Below are 15,056 nucleotides of genomic sequence, written 5' to 3'. Positions count from 1 at the left end.
GCGCGTGGTCGGCATGGTCCCGTGTTGCGATGTCGATCGGCGACGCGACGGCGGTAGGGGAGGATCTATGAGAGTTCATGTCCAGCTGGACAGTTCACCGGCCAAGGTCGCGCATCACGCGCGTGAGCTGGCGGAGTTACCTGCCGACGGCCTGTTCACCTTCGAGGGCGGTCACGACGTCTTCCTGCCCCTGTCGGTCGCCGCTGTGAACACAGAGCTGGATCTGATGACCAATGTCGCCATCGCGGGGCCGCGCAGCCCACTGCATCTGGCCCACGCCGCCTACGACATGCAGATCTACGGCCGAGGACGGTTCCGGCTCGGCCTCGGCTCCCAGATCCGGGTGCACATCGAGAAGCGCTACGGCAGCACGTGGAGTGCACCCGCCGCGCGCATGGGGGAGACGATAGCCGCGATCAAGGCCATCTTTGATGCCTGGGAGGGCAATTCGCGGCTGGATTTCCGCGGCGAACACTTCACCCACACCCTCATGCCGCCCAATTTCGATCCGGGTCCCAACCCGTATGGACCCCCGCCTGTATTGCTCGGCGCACTCGGGCCGATCATGACCCGAACTGCCGCCGAGGTGGCGGACGGTCTGCTGGTCATGCCGTTCACCAGCGGACGATATTTCGCGGAGCGCACCCTTCCCGCGCTGGCCGAGGGGCACCGCCGCGCCGGTCGCACATCGGATGACTTCGAAATCGTCGCACAGTCGATGGTCGCGGTCGGGCGCACCGACGACGATCTCTCCGCAGCCATCGACGGGGTCGCCACCCTGATCGCCTTCTACGGCTCGACCCCGGCGTATCGTCCCGTGCTCGAAACCCACGGTTGGCACGACCTTCAGCCAGAACTCAATCGGCTGTCCAAGATCGGTGAGTACGCCCAGATGCGAGCGCTCATCGGCCACGACGTGGTGCGCACGATCGGAGTCGTCGGAACCCCGGAGGAATGCGTTCGCCAGATCCATGATCGGTTCGGCGCAGAGTGTGACGATGTCTGCTGCTACTTTCCCGGCTACGACCAGCGTTCCGAGGACGTCGCCGATCTCGTGGCCGGACTCCACGCCCTGCCAACGCGACGGTGACCGCTGCGACGTCGCGGCTGCATGGCTCCATGGGTGCAACGATCGGCCGCGATGGCTCTTCCCGCGCTGTTCAGGTGGACGAGGGGACCAGGGCCCCCGTCGCGTCTCCTGCGGTCTCGAGGCGAAGATGTGGCCAGTGATCGATGTCCCGCAACAGCTGGCGGTCATGGGTGCAGACGACGACCGCCGCCTGCGTGGTCTCGAGGGCCTCGGTGAGTTCGTCGACCAGTGAGATCGACAGATGGTTGGTCGGCTCGTCGAGGAGAAGCACGTTCGGTCGCGTGGCGACCGTCAGCGCGAGATCGAGGCGGCGTTGCTTTCCCATCGACAGGTCACCCACCCGTTGCTCTTCCTCATCGGGACCGATCAGCCCGAGATCGGCCAGGGCGACGGTCAGACTCTCGGGAACCGCACCGGAGACGACCAGCCGATCCACGTGCCGACGATAGACATCGCCCGCACGCATGTGCACTGGAAGATCGGACTCCTGATGCAACAAGGAGATTCGGAGAAGCTCGGAGCGGGTGATATGCCCCGAGGTCGCTCGCACCTCACGCGCGAGGACACCCAGGAGGGTCGATTTTCCCGCACCGTTCGGTCCGGTGACGAGCACTCTGGAACCGCCCGCCAGACGTAGGGACACAGGGCGGTCCAGGCGATCCCACACCGTCACGTCGTCGACTTCGAGAAGATTCTCGTCGACGGCCGCCGGGAGATCCGGAAAAGACAGCGCCAGAGGAGGTTCCGGCATCGTCAGTGCGTGTGCATCGAGCGCGTCCTGCTTGCGATGCAGGTTCTGCACCAATCCCGGTGCGCGCGTGGCGCGTTGATGCTTTCCGGTACCTTTGTCGGGGCGCCACCCGGTCACCAGACGATCCTGCGCGGCGTCGAGATCGGCTTCCAGCCGGGCTCGCTCGGACTCCTGTACCGCATACTCCTGCTCCCAGCGTGCCCGATCGGCACGATGGCCGGCGCGAAATCCCTGGTAGCCACCGCCGTAGACCCGCGGGTATCCGTCGGGGGAGGGATCGAGATCGATGAACGTGTCCGCCACGTCGGCGAGTAATGCGCGATCGTGACTGACGACGACCACGCCACCATCCCACGTTCGGATGCGGTCGGTCAGAAACTCCAGACCGCTGCGGTCTAGGTGGTTGGTGGGCTCGTCGAGCAGCAAGAAATCGGCCTCACCGCCAAGCAGGCAGGCCAACCGCACTCGGTAGCGCTGACCTACCGACAGTTCCGCCAACCGCGTCGACCAGTCATGGTCGGCAGAGAGCGCATTCAACGCTATCTGCACACGCCGTTCGGCGTCCCAAGCGTCGAGAGCCTCGGCACGCCCGAGTGCGTCGGCATAGACCTGCGCCGCGTCGTCATCGTCGGCGGCCAGTGCGACCGACGCGTCGTCGAGGTCATGGAGAGCCTGCAGCGAGTCGGTGATCGACACCGCGACCGCCTCACCGACGGTACGGTCGTCCCCTGCGGGCATCTCCTGTTCGGCGAGTCCCATCGTGCCGATTCGCGTCACGCTGCCGGTGTCCGGGATCAGCGTGCCCGCCAGGACATGCAGGAGCGTCGACTTGCCGCGGCCGTTCTCGCCGACTATCGCCACCCGTGACCCGGCAGATACGGCCAGGTCCACGCCCTGGAGAACGCTGATCGCTCCGAGGGTGACGGTGACCTCCGAGACCACGATGCTGGCACGCGCTCGTGCGGGGAGCCGATCGTCGACCATGGGCCCTCCAAGATCGGACATCGCCGGTGCGGGTCACCGAGCCCGCCGCACCCCATCCGCCCGAGAAAGCGAATGGGGTGCGGCAGAATCTGATTCGCTTCCTACTGTGCGGGTACAACCGTGCCGTTGACGGTCACCTCGACCTGGTCGGTCGCGGAGTCCCACGTGATCTTGCCGTGTTCGAAGGTCGACGTCTTGACGGTGCCTTCTTCGGTCTCGTCACTGGTCGCGGTCCCGAGCGGCCCTTCCGAGCCGCCCTTGCCGTCCTCTGCCGGCTTGCCCGTGTCGTCACGCGGAACATTCCATGCGTCACGGATCTTGCCCCAGGTGATGTATGCCGGGGTGCCCGCGTCGGCGTTCTTCGCGGTGATGACACCGCCGTCGAACTGCTGGAACACCACACCGTTGTCGCCTGTACCGGCGGCGTCATCACCGGTCATCGGCTTACCGAGATCAGTCTTCTGCTTCTCGGTGGCCGTCTGATACTTAGCTGCGATGGGACCGCTCAGGGTCACCTTGCTGCCGTCGGCCGCGGTCAGTTCGACCGAACCGTTCTCCCCGGAGGCCTGCGCTGATCCTGACGCACCCGCCTCACCAGACGCATCGGCCGAGCCCGCCATGCCGGACTCGGCGACCGACGACGTTGCCGACGCCGACGAGCTGTCGCTGTCGTCGTCGCTACAGCCTGCGACGACAAGTACGGCAATGGAGGCGGCAGCGGCGGCGCCGACCGCCCGTCGAATGGTCTGCTTCATGAATTCCCTTTCGGTTGCTCAGAGCACTTGTGCAATGGGGTCCACGCGAAGAGCACGCCCCCTTGTTCCCGACCCAAATTAGGACCGTACCTTGGAAATGCAGAATAGCGAAGGGCTGCCTCGCCGAGGCGCATCGTCGGCGGGCCCCGGCACGACGCCGATGGCGTGCGCGTTTCGGAGCCAGGGCAGGGCTCGTTACCGCTCACGGCAACCCGGCGTGTCCGATCGTCACCTCGACCGCACGAATTGTTGCCTCCCGCGCGGCCGATCGCGCATTCTCATCGAAATCCGGTGCACAGCAAAGGAACAACGTTCTGCCGCTCGTACCTCCGAGCATGCAGGCGAAAACGCCGGTGTCCAGCGGGATCTCGTCCACGATGTCACTGCCCTCGCGGACTCGCACAACCCTGTTCCCGATCGCGTCGGCAACCCATAGACAACCCTCACCGTCGAGACCGCACCCATCGGGCGCCAACACGGCCTCTCCGAACGCGTCGGCCAGGACGAGCGTCGACGGTGGAGCGCCGAACCGTGCCCAATCGGTGCGTTCGCCGAGTGAACCGTCCGGCGCGATTGCGAAGGCACTGATCCGATTACCGAAGGTCTCGTCGACGATCAGGGTCGCACCGTCGGGGGTCACCACACTGCCGTTGGGAAACCAGAGGTCGGACGCTGCATGCACGATGGTGCCGTCGGGATCGATGCGGAGCAGATCGGCCGTACCGAGGTCGGCGCCGCCCATCAGGTCGAAACCGAAGTTTCCCAGCCAGGCACGGCCCTGCGCATCGACGACCATGTCGTTCGGGTGTCCGGTGACGTGGTCGGTCACGTCCGCGTGTACCTCGACCGAGCCGTCGGGTTCCACCCGCAACACCTTGCGATCCTTCATGGATACGACGAGCAATCGGCCATCCGGCAGCCAGCCGAGCCCGGAAGGTTGCGCGGGTACCTCGAGCTCGATGCGCAGATCACTGCCGTCGCCGTTCACCGAATTGACGGTGTGAGTGTAGAAGTCGACAAACCACAGTCTGCCGTCATGCCAGCGCGGGCATTCGGTGTAGGACATCCCGGACACCACGATGCGAATCTCATTCGCGCTCATGCAGCGACTATAAGCAGGCGTCGCGTCAGGAAAAGCGGCTTCACGAAAAGCAGCTGTGCGACGGACTCCCGCCGACGAGTCACGGCGACGCACACGAGGTGGTCGCGGTCCACAACTTTCACAGAACCCACTACGGTGTGACGAGCAGCACGTTTCGAGGAGTCTCTTGCATACCGAGGAGGAACATTGAGCACACGGCTGGATGGGAAGGTCGCACTGATCACGGGAGCCGCCCGGGGTCAGGGCCGGAGCCATGCGTTACGGCTGGCCCAGGAGGGGGCCGACATCATCGCAGTCGACATCTGCGATCAGATCAGCACGGTGAACTATCCGATGAGCACGCCAGCAGATCTGGACGAGACCACCAAGGCCGTCGAGGCCCTCGATCGCCGGATCGTCGCGAAGATCGCCGACGTACGCAGCCGTGACGCATTACAAGCCGCGATCGACGCCGGCGTGAACGAGTTCGGACGACTCGACATCGTGGTGGCCAACGCCGGTGTCAGCCCGCTGGGCGCCGACGCGCCCTCGGTTGCCTGGCTCAACACGGTCGCCGTGAACCTCGGTGGGATCATCAACACGTTGGAACTGTCACTGCCACATCTCAAGTCGGGCGCTTCCATCGTCTGCATCGGTTCGATGGCGGCCTTCATGGGCTCGCTCGAATCGGCGGAGGCAGGCCCCGGCGCTGCCGGGTACGGCCACTCGAAACGCGCGGTCGCCCGGCTCGTGAACGACCTGGCACGTAACCTCGCTCCGAAGGGCATCCGGGTCAATGCCGTCCATCCCGGCAATGTGGATACCACGATGGTGCACAACGACGAGATCTATCGCCTCTTCCGGCCCGACCTCGACAACCCGACCTACGACGATGCGAAGGACGTCTTCGCCGCGTTCCACGGACTGCCCGTCGACCTCATCGCTCCGGAGGACATCAGCGATGCGGTGGCGTTCTTGGCGTCGGATGCGTCACGGTACGTGACCGGTCTGCAAATGCGGGTGGAGGCCGGAGCCCTGCTGAAATCGGTGCCGCCGGGAGTCCCCGACTGAACCCTCGCAACCGGGGGAGGAGTACCGCCACCGGCCGTGGTCGTTCCACAGAGATCGGAGAGGGACAGATGAAAGACCCACTGTTGGTTGAGGTTCACGGGGCGGTCGCCGTGGTGACCCTGAACCGCCCAGAGGCGCGCAATGCGCTGAGCGTCGAACTCGTCCACGCCTTCAGCGCGACCCTGCGCGAACTGGACACCGATCCCGCGGTACGAGCCATCGTCCTGACGGGATCGGATCCGGCCTTCTGCGCCGGGCTCGATCTCAAAGCGCTCGCAGCCGATGGGCAGGCCTACCTCGACGTGTTCCGCGACCACGATTGCATACGCCTGGTCGGCACTCTTGCCACCCCGGTGATCGGGGCGGTCAACGGGGCCGCGTTCACCGGGGGCCTGGAGATCGCGCTCGGCTGCGATTTCCTGATCGCCGGCGAACGGGCCGTCTTCGCCGACACACATGCCCGTGTCGGGGTACTCCCGGGAGGCGGCTTGACCGCACGCCTACCGGATCGTGTCGGAACCGCATGGGCGCGCAGGATGTCGTTCACCGGTGAGGTGATCGACGCCGTGCTTGCGCAGCGAATCGGTCTGGTCACGGAAGTGGTTGCGCACGAGCAGCTCCTGGATCACGCGATGGGCCTGGCCGCCCGGATCGCCGATGCCGACGGGGCAACTCTCCAGGCCGTCAAAGACATGTATGTACGTGGGTGGACCGCGACAACCGGTCGCGCGATGGACACCGAGCGTCAACTCGCTGCCGGTGCGACTCCGGATTGGGCGAGCCTGGAATCGAACCGACGCGAGGTGATGGCTCGCAACCGCGCCCAGTTGTAGCGGTCAGTTGGAGTTCAATGGACTGACTCCACCGAGCTTGTGCGGGTTACGGACGAAATCGATCGTCGCGATGCGACCGTCGACGATCCCGAGTGCGGCGACCCCGTCGAGGACGCCGTCCACGAAAACCAGCAGAGCCGGATTGTGATTGACCGTGGTGACTCGCATCGTCTTGGCGGGTCCGCCGGCGAGACCTGCGAGGAACCGGCCGATCGCCTGCGCGCCATGCACCGGTTCCGGCGCGACGAACACCACGCCGCCACCGTCCGCGGTGAGTACGGCATCGGGGTCGAGAACCGCGAGCAGACCGGCAAGATCTCCCGTGGCGGTCGCCTCGGCGAACGCCGTCACCACCCGGCGGTGTGCTTCCGGGTCCACGGTGAAGCGAGGTTGACGGGCCTCGACGTGCGCCCGTGCGCGGGAAGCGAGCTTGCGGCACGTCGCCGGGTTCCGATCCAGTGCGGTGGCGATCTCGTCGAACGAGAGCCCGAAGACGTCATGCAGGACGAAGGCGGCCCGTTCGGCCGGGGTCAGCGTCTCCAATACGACGAGCATCGCCCACGACAACGTGTCGGCCAGGCTCACCGAATCTGCAGGGTCGGGTGCGGTCTCGACCGGCTCCGGCAGCCAGGGGCCGACATAGTTCTCCCGGCGCACGCGAGCCGACCGCAACACGTCCAACGCAAGCCGCGAGGTGGTGGTGACCAACCACCCGGTCACGTCGTCGATTCCGGCGGGGTCGGTGCGCTGCAGACGAATCCAGGCGTCCTGGACCACGTCCTCCGCGTCGGCGACACTGCCCAGCAAGCCATATGCCACGCCGATGAGCCGCGGCCGGAGGTCGTCGAACACCGAGACCACGTCCATCTCAGCCCCACTGTCCGGGGGTGTAGTCGCCTGCCGGGGCCGCCGCGATGACATTCATCCGATTGTAGGTGTTGATCAGTGCCACCAGACCGATCAAAGCGGCCTGCTGTTCGTCGTCGTAGTGCTTGACGACGGCTGCCCAGACGTCATCGCTCACACCACCGCCGGCGTCGGCGATACGCGTCCCCTCCTCGACGAGAAGCAACGCCGCTCGCTCGGCGTCGGTGAAAACCGTGGCATCACGCCAGGCTGCGACCAGGTTCAATCGAACCGAGGTCTCGCCGGCATACGCAGCGTCTTTGGTGTGCATGTCGGTGCAGACGCCGCAACCATTGATCTGGCTGGCCCGGATCTTCACCAGCTCTTGAGTGGCGGGCGGCAGGGTCGAGTCGCTGATGACCTTGCCCGCCGAATTGATGTACCTCAGGAACTTCGCGCCGACGGTGTTCGCGAAGAAGTCGATGCGTGCGGTGCTCATGATGACGTCCTCCTGGGTTGTGATTCGTGCCTGTCGGAAGGAGGACGAAATGGCTTCCGGAAATGTGACCGGACCCGCCAGACCCGCTGACTCGAATGGCCGACCTACCGCCAACTCGGTCGACGTCTCCGGCTATTCTGTGAGCGGCAGTTAAAGAGCAGCGGCCGGTCACTGTTCGACTGATTCCATCCCGGACACGTCACCGCATCGGAATCGCGGTACAAGACGAGTTCGAGGCCGGATGTGCAGAGAAGGCGCATGAGAATTGAATGAGTTCGCATCGGTGGAGTCCGAGCAGACCGAGAGTCTGCAGCACGTGGGCAACTTCCGATTCCTCTATGACGGGGAGCGTTGGGAGTGGTCCGACGAAGTTGCCGTGCTGCACGGCTATCGCCCCGGGGAGGTCACTCCCACAACGGAGTTGATGGTCCGGCACAAGCACCCCGATGATCGGGCCAGGTTCACCGAGATGGTGTCGGAGATGCTGACGAATCACGCACCGTTCTCGAGTCGGCACCGCATCATCGACACGCAGGGACGTGTCCGTCCTGTGGTCGTGATCGCCCACACCATCCACGACTCTCGTGGAGAGCCGATCGGTACCGAAGGTTTCTATCTCGACCTCTCCGACTCCGTCGACAAATCCGTGCGCGATGCTGTCGATGATCACATTCGTCGATTCCGCGAGACCGGCGCCACGATTGAACAGGCCAAGGGAATGTTGATGGTCATCTACGGGGTGGATGCCGAACGGGCGATCGATGTTCTCCGATGGCGTTCTCAGCAGGAGAATGTGAAGCTCCGGGAGGTTGCCGAGTCGGTGATATCCGACGCTGCGGCGTTGCACATCCCTGATCCGCTGCGCCGCCACTTCGACGACATCATTCTCAACGGGACCCGGGTCTCACCGAACCCGGGGTGAGGGCCGGGCGCTGACGGCATACCATCCTGAACGCTCACCCACGGCTGTCGGCTGCCCTCCAGACGGGAACGACCTCCGGAGCTACTCCAGCTGAACTCCGAAGGCCTGACCTCCTCCGGTCCCCGGGAACAAGAGGTGGCTGTCGTCGAGATACCCGCGGCGAGACGCAGTCAAACCGGATATCGGGGCGCTCGGCCTACCCGGAGAACACCTTCCCGCTACGGACCGAGCATCCGGACGCCCGGGTGCGCGCGCTGCCATGCCGCGATGGCGGCATCCCACTGGTCGCCGTCGAGCGTGGTGACCGACGCCGGGAACAATGCGTCCTCCTCCTTGGCGATGTGCTCGTGCAGGTCGAACACCGCCGTCGCGAACTCGTCCCGATCGGCGGTCCGGGACAGGTCCATCGTCGTCAAGAAGGCGTCGAGTTCGCGATGTTCGGCAACCAACGGATCGATGTATTCGGCGAACAGGTCACCACTGACCAGAAGCTCGGCGAACAATCCGTCCTCCTCACCCTTCCAGTGCGACCGGAGCTCGGTGGCCAACCGGTCGGCCAACGTACGAGCGTGCTCGAGGTCGCCGGCTTCCAACGCTCGCAGGGCATCGCCGCCGAGGTTGACTGCGCGCTCATGTTCGGCGGTGTAGTCCCGCAAGAGCGGCATCTCCCGACATCCGCAGTACTGGCACACGTCGAACCTCCCCGTCAGAGCTGAACAGACAGTTCCACGGTAACCACCCGGTGCGGCGCGCGCGGGCCCTCTCGATCAATCAGCCCCACAGTCCGACGATCCGGCACCGGAATTGCGGTGCCGCACCAGAAACAACCGGTGCGGCACTGCCATTCTGGTGCCGGAAACCAAGCCACCACAGTGGATTCGTGAACAACATGAGTTCTGTTGGCTTCCAATATAATTGGCGTGGTGGCCGCTTGCGGAAACCACGCCGCGCGCCGACCTGACGGACTTTTTCGGCAAGATGCGTACGATGCTCAGTGGAAACCGTTGCTCAATAGGGGAGGATGTGCGCACCCATGGCCAAGATCGAACGCGTCGAAATCGTCGATGATATCGACGGGAAGCCGATTGATCCGGACGATCTGAATCGGGTCGAGTTCGAGGTGAAGATCTCGGGTCGTCGAGCGGCACGCTATGGGCTCGACCTGCGCACCGCCAACGTCGCACGGTTCGAGAAGGACATCACGAAGTACATCTCCAAGGCCGAGAAGGTGCACTCCAACGGGAACCCGTCGAGTGGGCGACAGTCGGCGGCGTCGAAGGAACGCACCCGCGAGATCCGTGAATGGGCACAGGAACATGGATACGACGTGTCCGCGCGTGGCCGTCTCGCCGGCGAGATCATCGAAGCGTTCGACGCCGCGCACTGAACACCGGCGAGACCGCCCTGCGACGCTCGGCGTGATCACCTCGGTGGATACCGGCCGATCGCTGCCGACCGCCTGTGGAAGAGTTCGACACAATCTTCCATAGGCTTCGGACAAGGAGCGACATGACAGACATCGACGACCGGGTGGCATCACTGCTCGAACGGGTTCAACGACTCGAGGACACAGCGGCGATCCATGCAGTGCTCACCGCCTACGGTCCCGCTGTCGATGCGGGGGACGCCGCAGCGGTCGGAAAGCTGTGGGCACCCGACGCGGTGTACGACCTCGACATCACGGTCTTGACCGGCCGAGACGCGATCACCGAGATGGTGCGCACCGCACCGCATCAGGATTACATCAACTCCGGTTGCGGACACCTCCTCGATCCCGTCAACATCCAGGTCGAGGGCGACACGGCAGTGGCGACCTGTCACTCAATGTTGTTGCGCCGCAACGACGATGAAGATTCTTTCCGTGTGTGGCGGGTGACCGCCAATCGTTTCGAGCTCGCCCGGACGGACGGGTCGTGGCTGATCACCCGCCGTACTGCCAGGCTGCTCGACGGTCGCACCGAAGCTCGCGAATTGTTGGCCCGCGCTTCACGGTGAGGGCCCTCGAGGTGAACTCGCGACGATGGAGAGGGTCACCCCGCACACAGCCGGACAAGGCGGATACGTACACTCCGAAATCATGTCGAGACCTCACACCTCGCAGTCGCCGAACCCTGCCGTGAACGCCCGCTCTCGCGGACGCTTCGGTGTCCGCCGTCGCGTGATCGCTACGTCGCTGGTGTGCGCCATGTCCGCCATCGGCGTTCTGGGTGTGGCACACTCTGCGTCACCCGCCCGCGCCGATGTCAAGATCGGTGGGCATTCGGTGGGAGGGAAGATCGGCAACGCCTACATCCTCAGCGGCGGGGTGGTGAAGTGGGGCAAGCCCACCGGGCCCGAGCGTGCGGCCGCCAAAGGCGGCCGGGTACAGCACTTCAGTCGCGATGCGTCGTTCTACTGGCATCCGTCGATCGGCGACGGAGCAGCACACGAAGTGGGCGGCGCGATCGCGAAGCGTTGGCGGGCGTCGGGAGCCGAACGCGGCCCCCTCGGATACCCCACCACCAGCGAGATCGGTGTGGGCAGTGGACGTCTGAACAACTTTCAGGGCGGCGTGATCTGCTTCAGCGACGCCGGCGGCGTTCAGGTCGTCCGCGGCGGGATCCTCAAGAAGTGGCAGGCGCAGCGGGGCGCCGGCGGGTACTACGGCGTGCCACTCGGCGGGATGTACAAGGTCGGCTCCCGCTATGCCCAGGACTTCCTGAACGGCACCATCTTCTGGCCGTGAGGGTGATCACCGACCCCACCCCTATATCCGGGGATTCTTCGACACCTGGTCGAGCCGCTGAGCGACGGGTCTCGCTTCGCAGGGCCCGGCCGTCAGGCGCCCTCCGATCGAGCCACCAGATCACGCATCTTGATAGACGGATCTGCCAACGCCGCGGCATCGACCGGTGCACCGCTGCGGATCAGCTTCTTGCCAGCGTTGAAATCTGCGGGTACGTTGATCGCCTCGACCGCGACGACGTTGCCCCCCGGCTGCAGGTGGAAGAACGACACCGCATTCTTACCCGGTGTGGCGCGCGTGACCACGGTGACGTCCGGGGTGGTCAGGCCGGCGATCTTCAGTTTGAGATCGAACTGGTCCGACCAGAACCATGGCACCTCGTGATCCTCCGGTTCCTGACCGAGGATGGCTGCGACCGCATGTCTTGCGTGTTCGGTTGCGGCAGGGATGGATTCGAGTCGTCGCAGACCGTGATGTCCGGCGACCGGCCGTCGGGCCACGTCACCGATCGCAAAGATATCGGGGTCGCTGGTGCGGCCGTACTCGTCGGTGATCACCCCGTCGTCGTACTCCAAGCCTGCGGTACGGGGCAGCAGCTCTTCGGGAGCCGCACCGATCCCGACGAGGACGGTGCCGCAGTCGACCACGGCGCCGTCGTCGAGATGCACGCCGGTCACCCGGTCGCCGTCGGTTCGCAGATCGGCGACCGACCGCCCGGTGAGGATGGTGGTTCCGCGGTCGCGGTGATAATCGGTCAGCATCCTCGAGAGTTCGGGGCTGGCGACCCGGGCGAGGATCCGCTCCTCGCGCTCGATCACGGTCACGTGCATGTCGCGACTGCGCGCCACCGCGGCGACTTCCATCCCGACGTAACCGCCGCCGACGATCGCGAGCTCACCACCCCGGGTCAGTGACCTGTTGAGCGTGTCGGCGTCATCGAGGGTGCGCAGGGTGATGACCGAGGTCGTGCCCTGCGGTGTACCCGGCAACGGACGCGGAGTAGAGCCGGTTGCGAGCACGAGGGTGTCGTACCCGATCTCCGTACGGTCGGCGAGGAGCACCGTCTTGGTGGCAGGACGGATCTCGACCGCGCGCGACCTGGTTCGCAGGTCGATCTGGTTGTCGGCGTAGAACTCCGCGGGCCGCAACAGCTGTTGCACCGACGGTCCGTCGAACTTCTTCGACAGAGGCGGCCGATGATAGGGCAGATGCTCCTCGTCGCCGACCATGGTGATCGGTCCGGTGAATCCGGACTGCCGCAGCAGGGCGGCCAGTCCGGTCCCGCCATGCCCCGCCCCGATGATGACGACGGACTGCTCGGTGCTTGTGGTCATGGCTCTACGGTAGAACCCGACCTGTCACGTCCGGTCACCAGCGTCTGCGCGACGCCCGCATCGCGCAGTCGACACACTGCCGAGTTGCCGGCAGCACCTCGAGTCGTTCGGGATCGATGGGGGTGCCACAGGTTTCGCAACTGCCGTAGACCCCGTGCCCCAGGCGTTCGAGGGCCGCGTCGATCTCGTGGAGGCGCACCCTTGACCGCTCGACCTGGGCGACCAGGTGTCCGCGTTCGACTGCGAGGGTGGAGCCCTCGGGATCGTGCTCGTCGTCGGCGGCTTCGTCGGCTGTCGCATCGATGACGGCCGTCAACCGCGCCGACAGCGACTCGATCAGCTCTACGGTTCGCGTTCGTTCGGTGATCAGCGCTTCGCGTGTGCCGCGGGTGTCGCCGGCGCTCACCGCGGCACCGCGATGTGCTGCGCCGATTGACTCACCGAATCCGGCTGCTGCGGTATGGACATTGTCGGGTGTCCCTTCGTCGATACGCATGACCTCTGTCTGGTGGGGTCGGCCATCGCTGACGGTCCGCATGCTGTGTCACCACACAGTGTGCGCCACCGCGCTTACGTACACCCGCACCCTCGTGACACCGAGTGACAGCGGGTGACAGCGGGTGACAGCGATACGACAGCGCCGGTGCCTAGCGTTGCCGTCAGTTCTCCACCCGGACCGCCAGGAGTTGCCCATGACCAGCCTCACCACCGCGACACCGTCGCGCACCTATACCTCGTTGTCAGCAGCATGGATACCGCTCGCTGCTCTGTGCCTGGCGTTCTTCGTGGAGATGGTCGACAACACTTTGCTCTCGATCGCCCTGCCGACGATCGGACGTGACCTGGGCGGCGGGACGACGGCGTTGCAGTGGGTGACCGGCGCGTACTCGTTGACCTTCGGCGGTCTGCTGTTGACCGCCGGGTCGATCGCCGACAGATTCGGGCGCAGACGTGTGCTGATGATCGGGCTGTCGGCATTTGGCGCGTTGAGTCTGCTCGCCCTGTTCGTCAGTTCGACAGGAGAGCTCATCGTGTTGCGTGCAGCTCTCGGCGTCGCGGCGGCCGCGATGGCGCCGATCACGAACTCGTTGGTGTTCCGTTTGTTCGATGACGAGACGCTGCGAATGCGGGCGATGACGGTGATGATCATCGTCGGCATGTCCGGCTTCATCCTCGGGCCGTTGCTCGGTGGCACCGCGCTCGCTCATGTGGGATGGGAGTGGTTGCTGATCGTCAATGCGCCGATTGCACTCATCGCCGGCATCGGCGTCCGACTCGGGGTCGCAGCCGACCGACCCGACGGATTGACCCACGACGCCCTCGACGTGCCTGGTGCGTTGTTGAGCATCGCGACGATCGGCCTCGCGTGCTGGTCGCTGACCAGCGGTGTCGAGCACGGGTGGGGCTCGGCGCTGACGGTCGCATCGATGGTCGGCACAGTGGTCGCCGCGGTGGCGTTCGTGTGGCACGAACTTCGCAGCTCGTCACCGATGCTCGACGTGCGTGTGTTCACCAACGGCACGGTTCGCGGCGCAGCCATCGCCCAGGTGGGGACGGCGGTGGCGATGGCCAGTGTGATGTTCGGGCTCATCCTGCACTTCCAGTACGCCTACGGCTGGAGCCCGGTCAAGGCCGGTCTGGCCAATCTGCCGATCATCGTCACGATGATCGTCGCGACACCGCTCTCGGAGTGGCTTGCCGCCCGGTTCGGTCACCGCATCGCATGTCTGGTCGGTGCGTTCTGTCTGGCAGGCTCGATGGTGGGTCTCGCCTGGGGCGTCGAACACGGGTACGCCGTCATCGCGGTCTCCATGGTGGTGATGACGATCGGCCTTCGCACGGTCATGACCATCTGCGCGATCGCACTCGTCGGCGCGATGCCGGAGAACCGCACCTCCATCGGCACCGCACTCAACGACACCGCCCAGGAAGTGGGAACGAGCCTCGGAACTGCGGTGGTCGGCACGCTCATCGCGGTCCTCGTCACCACCCAACTGCCCACCGGCACCTGGAGCAACACACTGGTGGAGTCCTTTTTCCACGGCGAACGGATCACGTATGCCGTGCTGGCCGTCGTCGTCGGACTGATCACCACGATCGGGGCCCTGACGTTGACCGACTCCCGAGCCACCGAGGGATGACGTATCCGCTCGTCGGTGATCGTC

General features: G+C 65.2%; 16 protein-coding genes. 8 read left to right on the top strand and 8 right to left on the bottom strand.

Annotation, left to right across the window (positions count from 1 at the left end; translation table 11 throughout):
• The first annotated feature begins 67 nt into the window (after positions 1-67).
• Positions 68-1,090 carry a TIGR03617 family F420-dependent LLM class oxidoreductase gene (locus tag AAFP35_RS12200; RefSeq protein WP_419221873.1) on the top strand — a complete coding sequence of 341 codons (1,023 nt, stop codon included), beginning with the start codon at positions 68-70 and terminating at the stop codon, positions 1,088-1,090.
• Between the two features lie 70 nt (positions 1,091-1,160).
• On the opposite strand, the gene AAFP35_RS12195 is transcribed toward AAFP35_RS12200, so the two are convergent.
• The 3 genes from AAFP35_RS12195 to AAFP35_RS12185 form a co-directional block, all read right to left on the bottom strand.
• Positions 1,161-2,825, bottom strand: a complete 1,665-nt coding sequence (locus tag AAFP35_RS12195; RefSeq protein WP_419221871.1) for an ABC-F family ATP-binding cassette domain-containing protein — start codon at positions 2,823-2,825, stop codon at positions 1,161-1,163.
• A 101-nt stretch (positions 2,826-2,926) separates the two neighbouring features.
• Positions 2,927-3,580, bottom strand: coding sequence for an LGFP repeat-containing protein (locus tag AAFP35_RS12190; protein ID WP_419221870.1), 654 nt, complete (start codon positions 3,578-3,580; stop codon positions 2,927-2,929).
• Positions 3,581-3,782: 202 nt separating this feature from the next.
• Complete coding sequence (locus tag AAFP35_RS12185) at positions 3,783-4,682, bottom strand: SMP-30/gluconolactonase/LRE family protein (protein WP_419221868.1); 900 nt, start codon at positions 4,680-4,682, stop codon at positions 3,783-3,785.
• A 186-nt stretch (positions 4,683-4,868) separates the two neighbouring features.
• On the opposite strand from AAFP35_RS12185, the gene AAFP35_RS12180 reads away from it, so the two are divergent.
• Positions 4,869-5,732, top strand: a complete 864-nt coding sequence (locus AAFP35_RS12180) for a mycofactocin-coupled SDR family oxidoreductase (protein ID WP_419221867.1) — start codon at positions 4,869-4,871, stop codon at positions 5,730-5,732.
• Positions 5,733-5,800: 68 nt separating this feature from the next.
• Complete coding sequence (locus AAFP35_RS12175) at positions 5,801-6,565, top strand: enoyl-CoA hydratase (RefSeq protein ID WP_419221865.1); 765 nt, start codon at positions 5,801-5,803, stop codon at positions 6,563-6,565.
• Positions 6,566-6,568: 3 nt separating this feature from the next.
• Here AAFP35_RS12175 and sigJ read toward each other — a convergent pair whose 3' ends face one another.
• Both sigJ and AAFP35_RS12165 read right to left on the bottom strand, forming a co-directional pair.
• Positions 6,569-7,432, bottom strand: coding sequence for an RNA polymerase sigma factor SigJ (sigJ, locus tag AAFP35_RS12170; protein WP_419221864.1), 864 nt, complete (start codon positions 7,430-7,432; stop codon positions 6,569-6,571).
• 1 nt (position 7,433) lies between these two features.
• A complete protein-coding gene (locus AAFP35_RS12165; RefSeq protein ID WP_419221863.1) occupies positions 7,434-7,910 on the bottom strand; it encodes a carboxymuconolactone decarboxylase family protein in 477 nt (158 codons plus the stop codon).
• A 265-nt stretch (positions 7,911-8,175) separates the two neighbouring features.
• Here AAFP35_RS12165 and AAFP35_RS12160 point away from each other — a divergent pair, with 265 nt between their 5' ends.
• Positions 8,176-8,832 (top strand): PAS and ANTAR domain-containing protein, encoded by a 657-nt coding sequence (locus AAFP35_RS12160; protein ID WP_419221862.1) that lies wholly within the window; start codon positions 8,176-8,178, stop codon positions 8,830-8,832.
• 218 nt (positions 8,833-9,050) lie between these two features.
• On the opposite strand, the gene AAFP35_RS12155 is transcribed toward AAFP35_RS12160, so the two are convergent.
• Complete coding sequence (locus tag AAFP35_RS12155) at positions 9,051-9,497, bottom strand: hemerythrin domain-containing protein (RefSeq protein WP_419221861.1); 447 nt, start codon at positions 9,495-9,497, stop codon at positions 9,051-9,053.
• Between the two features lie 368 nt (positions 9,498-9,865).
• Here AAFP35_RS12155 and AAFP35_RS12150 point away from each other — a divergent pair, with 368 nt between their 5' ends.
• From AAFP35_RS12150 to AAFP35_RS12140, 3 genes are all read left to right on the top strand, one after another.
• Positions 9,866-10,219: a histone-like nucleoid-structuring protein Lsr2 gene (locus AAFP35_RS12150; RefSeq protein WP_419221860.1), complete on the top strand. Its 354-nt coding sequence runs from the start codon at positions 9,866-9,868 to the stop codon at positions 10,217-10,219.
• Positions 10,220-10,341: 122 nt separating this feature from the next.
• On the top strand, positions 10,342-10,827 hold the full coding sequence (locus AAFP35_RS12145; RefSeq protein ID WP_419221859.1) for a nuclear transport factor 2 family protein: 486 nt from the start codon (positions 10,342-10,344) through the stop codon (positions 10,825-10,827).
• 82 nt (positions 10,828-10,909) lie between these two features.
• Complete coding sequence (locus AAFP35_RS12140; protein WP_419221858.1) at positions 10,910-11,557, top strand: LGFP repeat-containing protein; 648 nt, start codon at positions 10,910-10,912, stop codon at positions 11,555-11,557.
• Positions 11,558-11,649: 92 nt separating this feature from the next.
• Here AAFP35_RS12140 and AAFP35_RS12135 read toward each other — a convergent pair whose 3' ends face one another.
• Both AAFP35_RS12135 and AAFP35_RS12130 read right to left on the bottom strand, forming a co-directional pair.
• Positions 11,650-12,891 carry an NAD(P)/FAD-dependent oxidoreductase gene (locus AAFP35_RS12135; protein ID WP_419221857.1) on the bottom strand — a complete coding sequence of 414 codons (1,242 nt, stop codon included), beginning with the start codon at positions 12,889-12,891 and terminating at the stop codon, positions 11,650-11,652.
• 34 nt (positions 12,892-12,925) lie between these two features.
• A complete protein-coding gene (locus tag AAFP35_RS12130) occupies positions 12,926-13,297 on the bottom strand; it encodes a TraR/DksA family transcriptional regulator (protein ID WP_419221942.1) in 372 nt (123 codons plus the stop codon).
• 286 nt (positions 13,298-13,583) lie between these two features.
• Here AAFP35_RS12130 and AAFP35_RS12125 point away from each other — a divergent pair, with 286 nt between their 5' ends.
• Positions 13,584-15,032 carry an MFS transporter gene (locus AAFP35_RS12125; RefSeq protein WP_419221856.1) on the top strand — a complete coding sequence of 483 codons (1,449 nt, stop codon included), beginning with the start codon at positions 13,584-13,586 and terminating at the stop codon, positions 15,030-15,032.
• The last annotated feature ends 24 nt before the right edge of the window (positions 15,033-15,056 follow it).

This window comes from Gordonia sp. CPCC 206044 (genome assembly GCF_048537895.1).
Lineage (GTDB): Bacteria > Actinomycetota > Actinomycetes > Mycobacteriales > Mycobacteriaceae > Gordonia.
Note: the sequence above shows the minus strand (reverse complement) of the source record. Positions and strands in the feature narration are given on the sequence as shown.

What these genes read in the sequence shown, in the direction of transcription:
- AAFP35_RS12200 (WP_419221873.1), top strand. Translation starts at nt 68, where the DNA reads ATGAGAGTTCATGTCCAGCTGGACAGTTCACCGGCCAAGGTCGCGCAT.
- AAFP35_RS12195 (WP_419221871.1), bottom strand. Translation starts at nt 2,825, where the DNA reads ATGGTCGACGATCGGCTCCCCGCACGAGCGCGTGCCAGCATCGTGGTC.
- AAFP35_RS12190 (WP_419221870.1), bottom strand. Translation starts at nt 3,580, where the DNA reads ATGAAGCAGACCATTCGACGGGCGGTCGGCGCCGCCGCTGCCGCCTCC.
- AAFP35_RS12185 (WP_419221868.1), bottom strand. Translation starts at nt 4,682, where the DNA reads ATGAGCGCGAATGAGATTCGCATCGTGGTGTCCGGGATGTCCTACACC.
- AAFP35_RS12175 (WP_419221865.1), top strand. Translation starts at nt 5,801, where the DNA reads ATGAAAGACCCACTGTTGGTTGAGGTTCACGGGGCGGTCGCCGTGGTG.
- sigJ (WP_419221864.1), bottom strand. Translation starts at nt 7,432, where the DNA reads ATGGACGTGGTCTCGGTGTTCGACGACCTCCGGCCGCGGCTCATCGGC.
- AAFP35_RS12165 (WP_419221863.1), bottom strand. Translation starts at nt 7,910, where the DNA reads ATGAGCACCGCACGCATCGACTTCTTCGCGAACACCGTCGGCGCGAAG.
- AAFP35_RS12155 (WP_419221861.1), bottom strand. Translation starts at nt 9,497, where the DNA reads ATGCCGCTCTTGCGGGACTACACCGCCGAACATGAGCGCGCAGTCAAC.
- AAFP35_RS12150 (WP_419221860.1), top strand. Translation starts at nt 9,866, where the DNA reads ATGGCCAAGATCGAACGCGTCGAAATCGTCGATGATATCGACGGGAAG.
- AAFP35_RS12145 (WP_419221859.1), top strand. Translation starts at nt 10,342, where the DNA reads ATGACAGACATCGACGACCGGGTGGCATCACTGCTCGAACGGGTTCAA.
- AAFP35_RS12140 (WP_419221858.1), top strand. Translation starts at nt 10,910, where the DNA reads ATGTCGAGACCTCACACCTCGCAGTCGCCGAACCCTGCCGTGAACGCC.
- AAFP35_RS12135 (WP_419221857.1), bottom strand. Translation starts at nt 12,891, where the DNA reads ATGACCACAAGCACCGAGCAGTCCGTCGTCATCATCGGGGCGGGGCAT.
- AAFP35_RS12125 (WP_419221856.1), top strand. Translation starts at nt 13,584, where the DNA reads ATGACCAGCCTCACCACCGCGACACCGTCGCGCACCTATACCTCGTTG.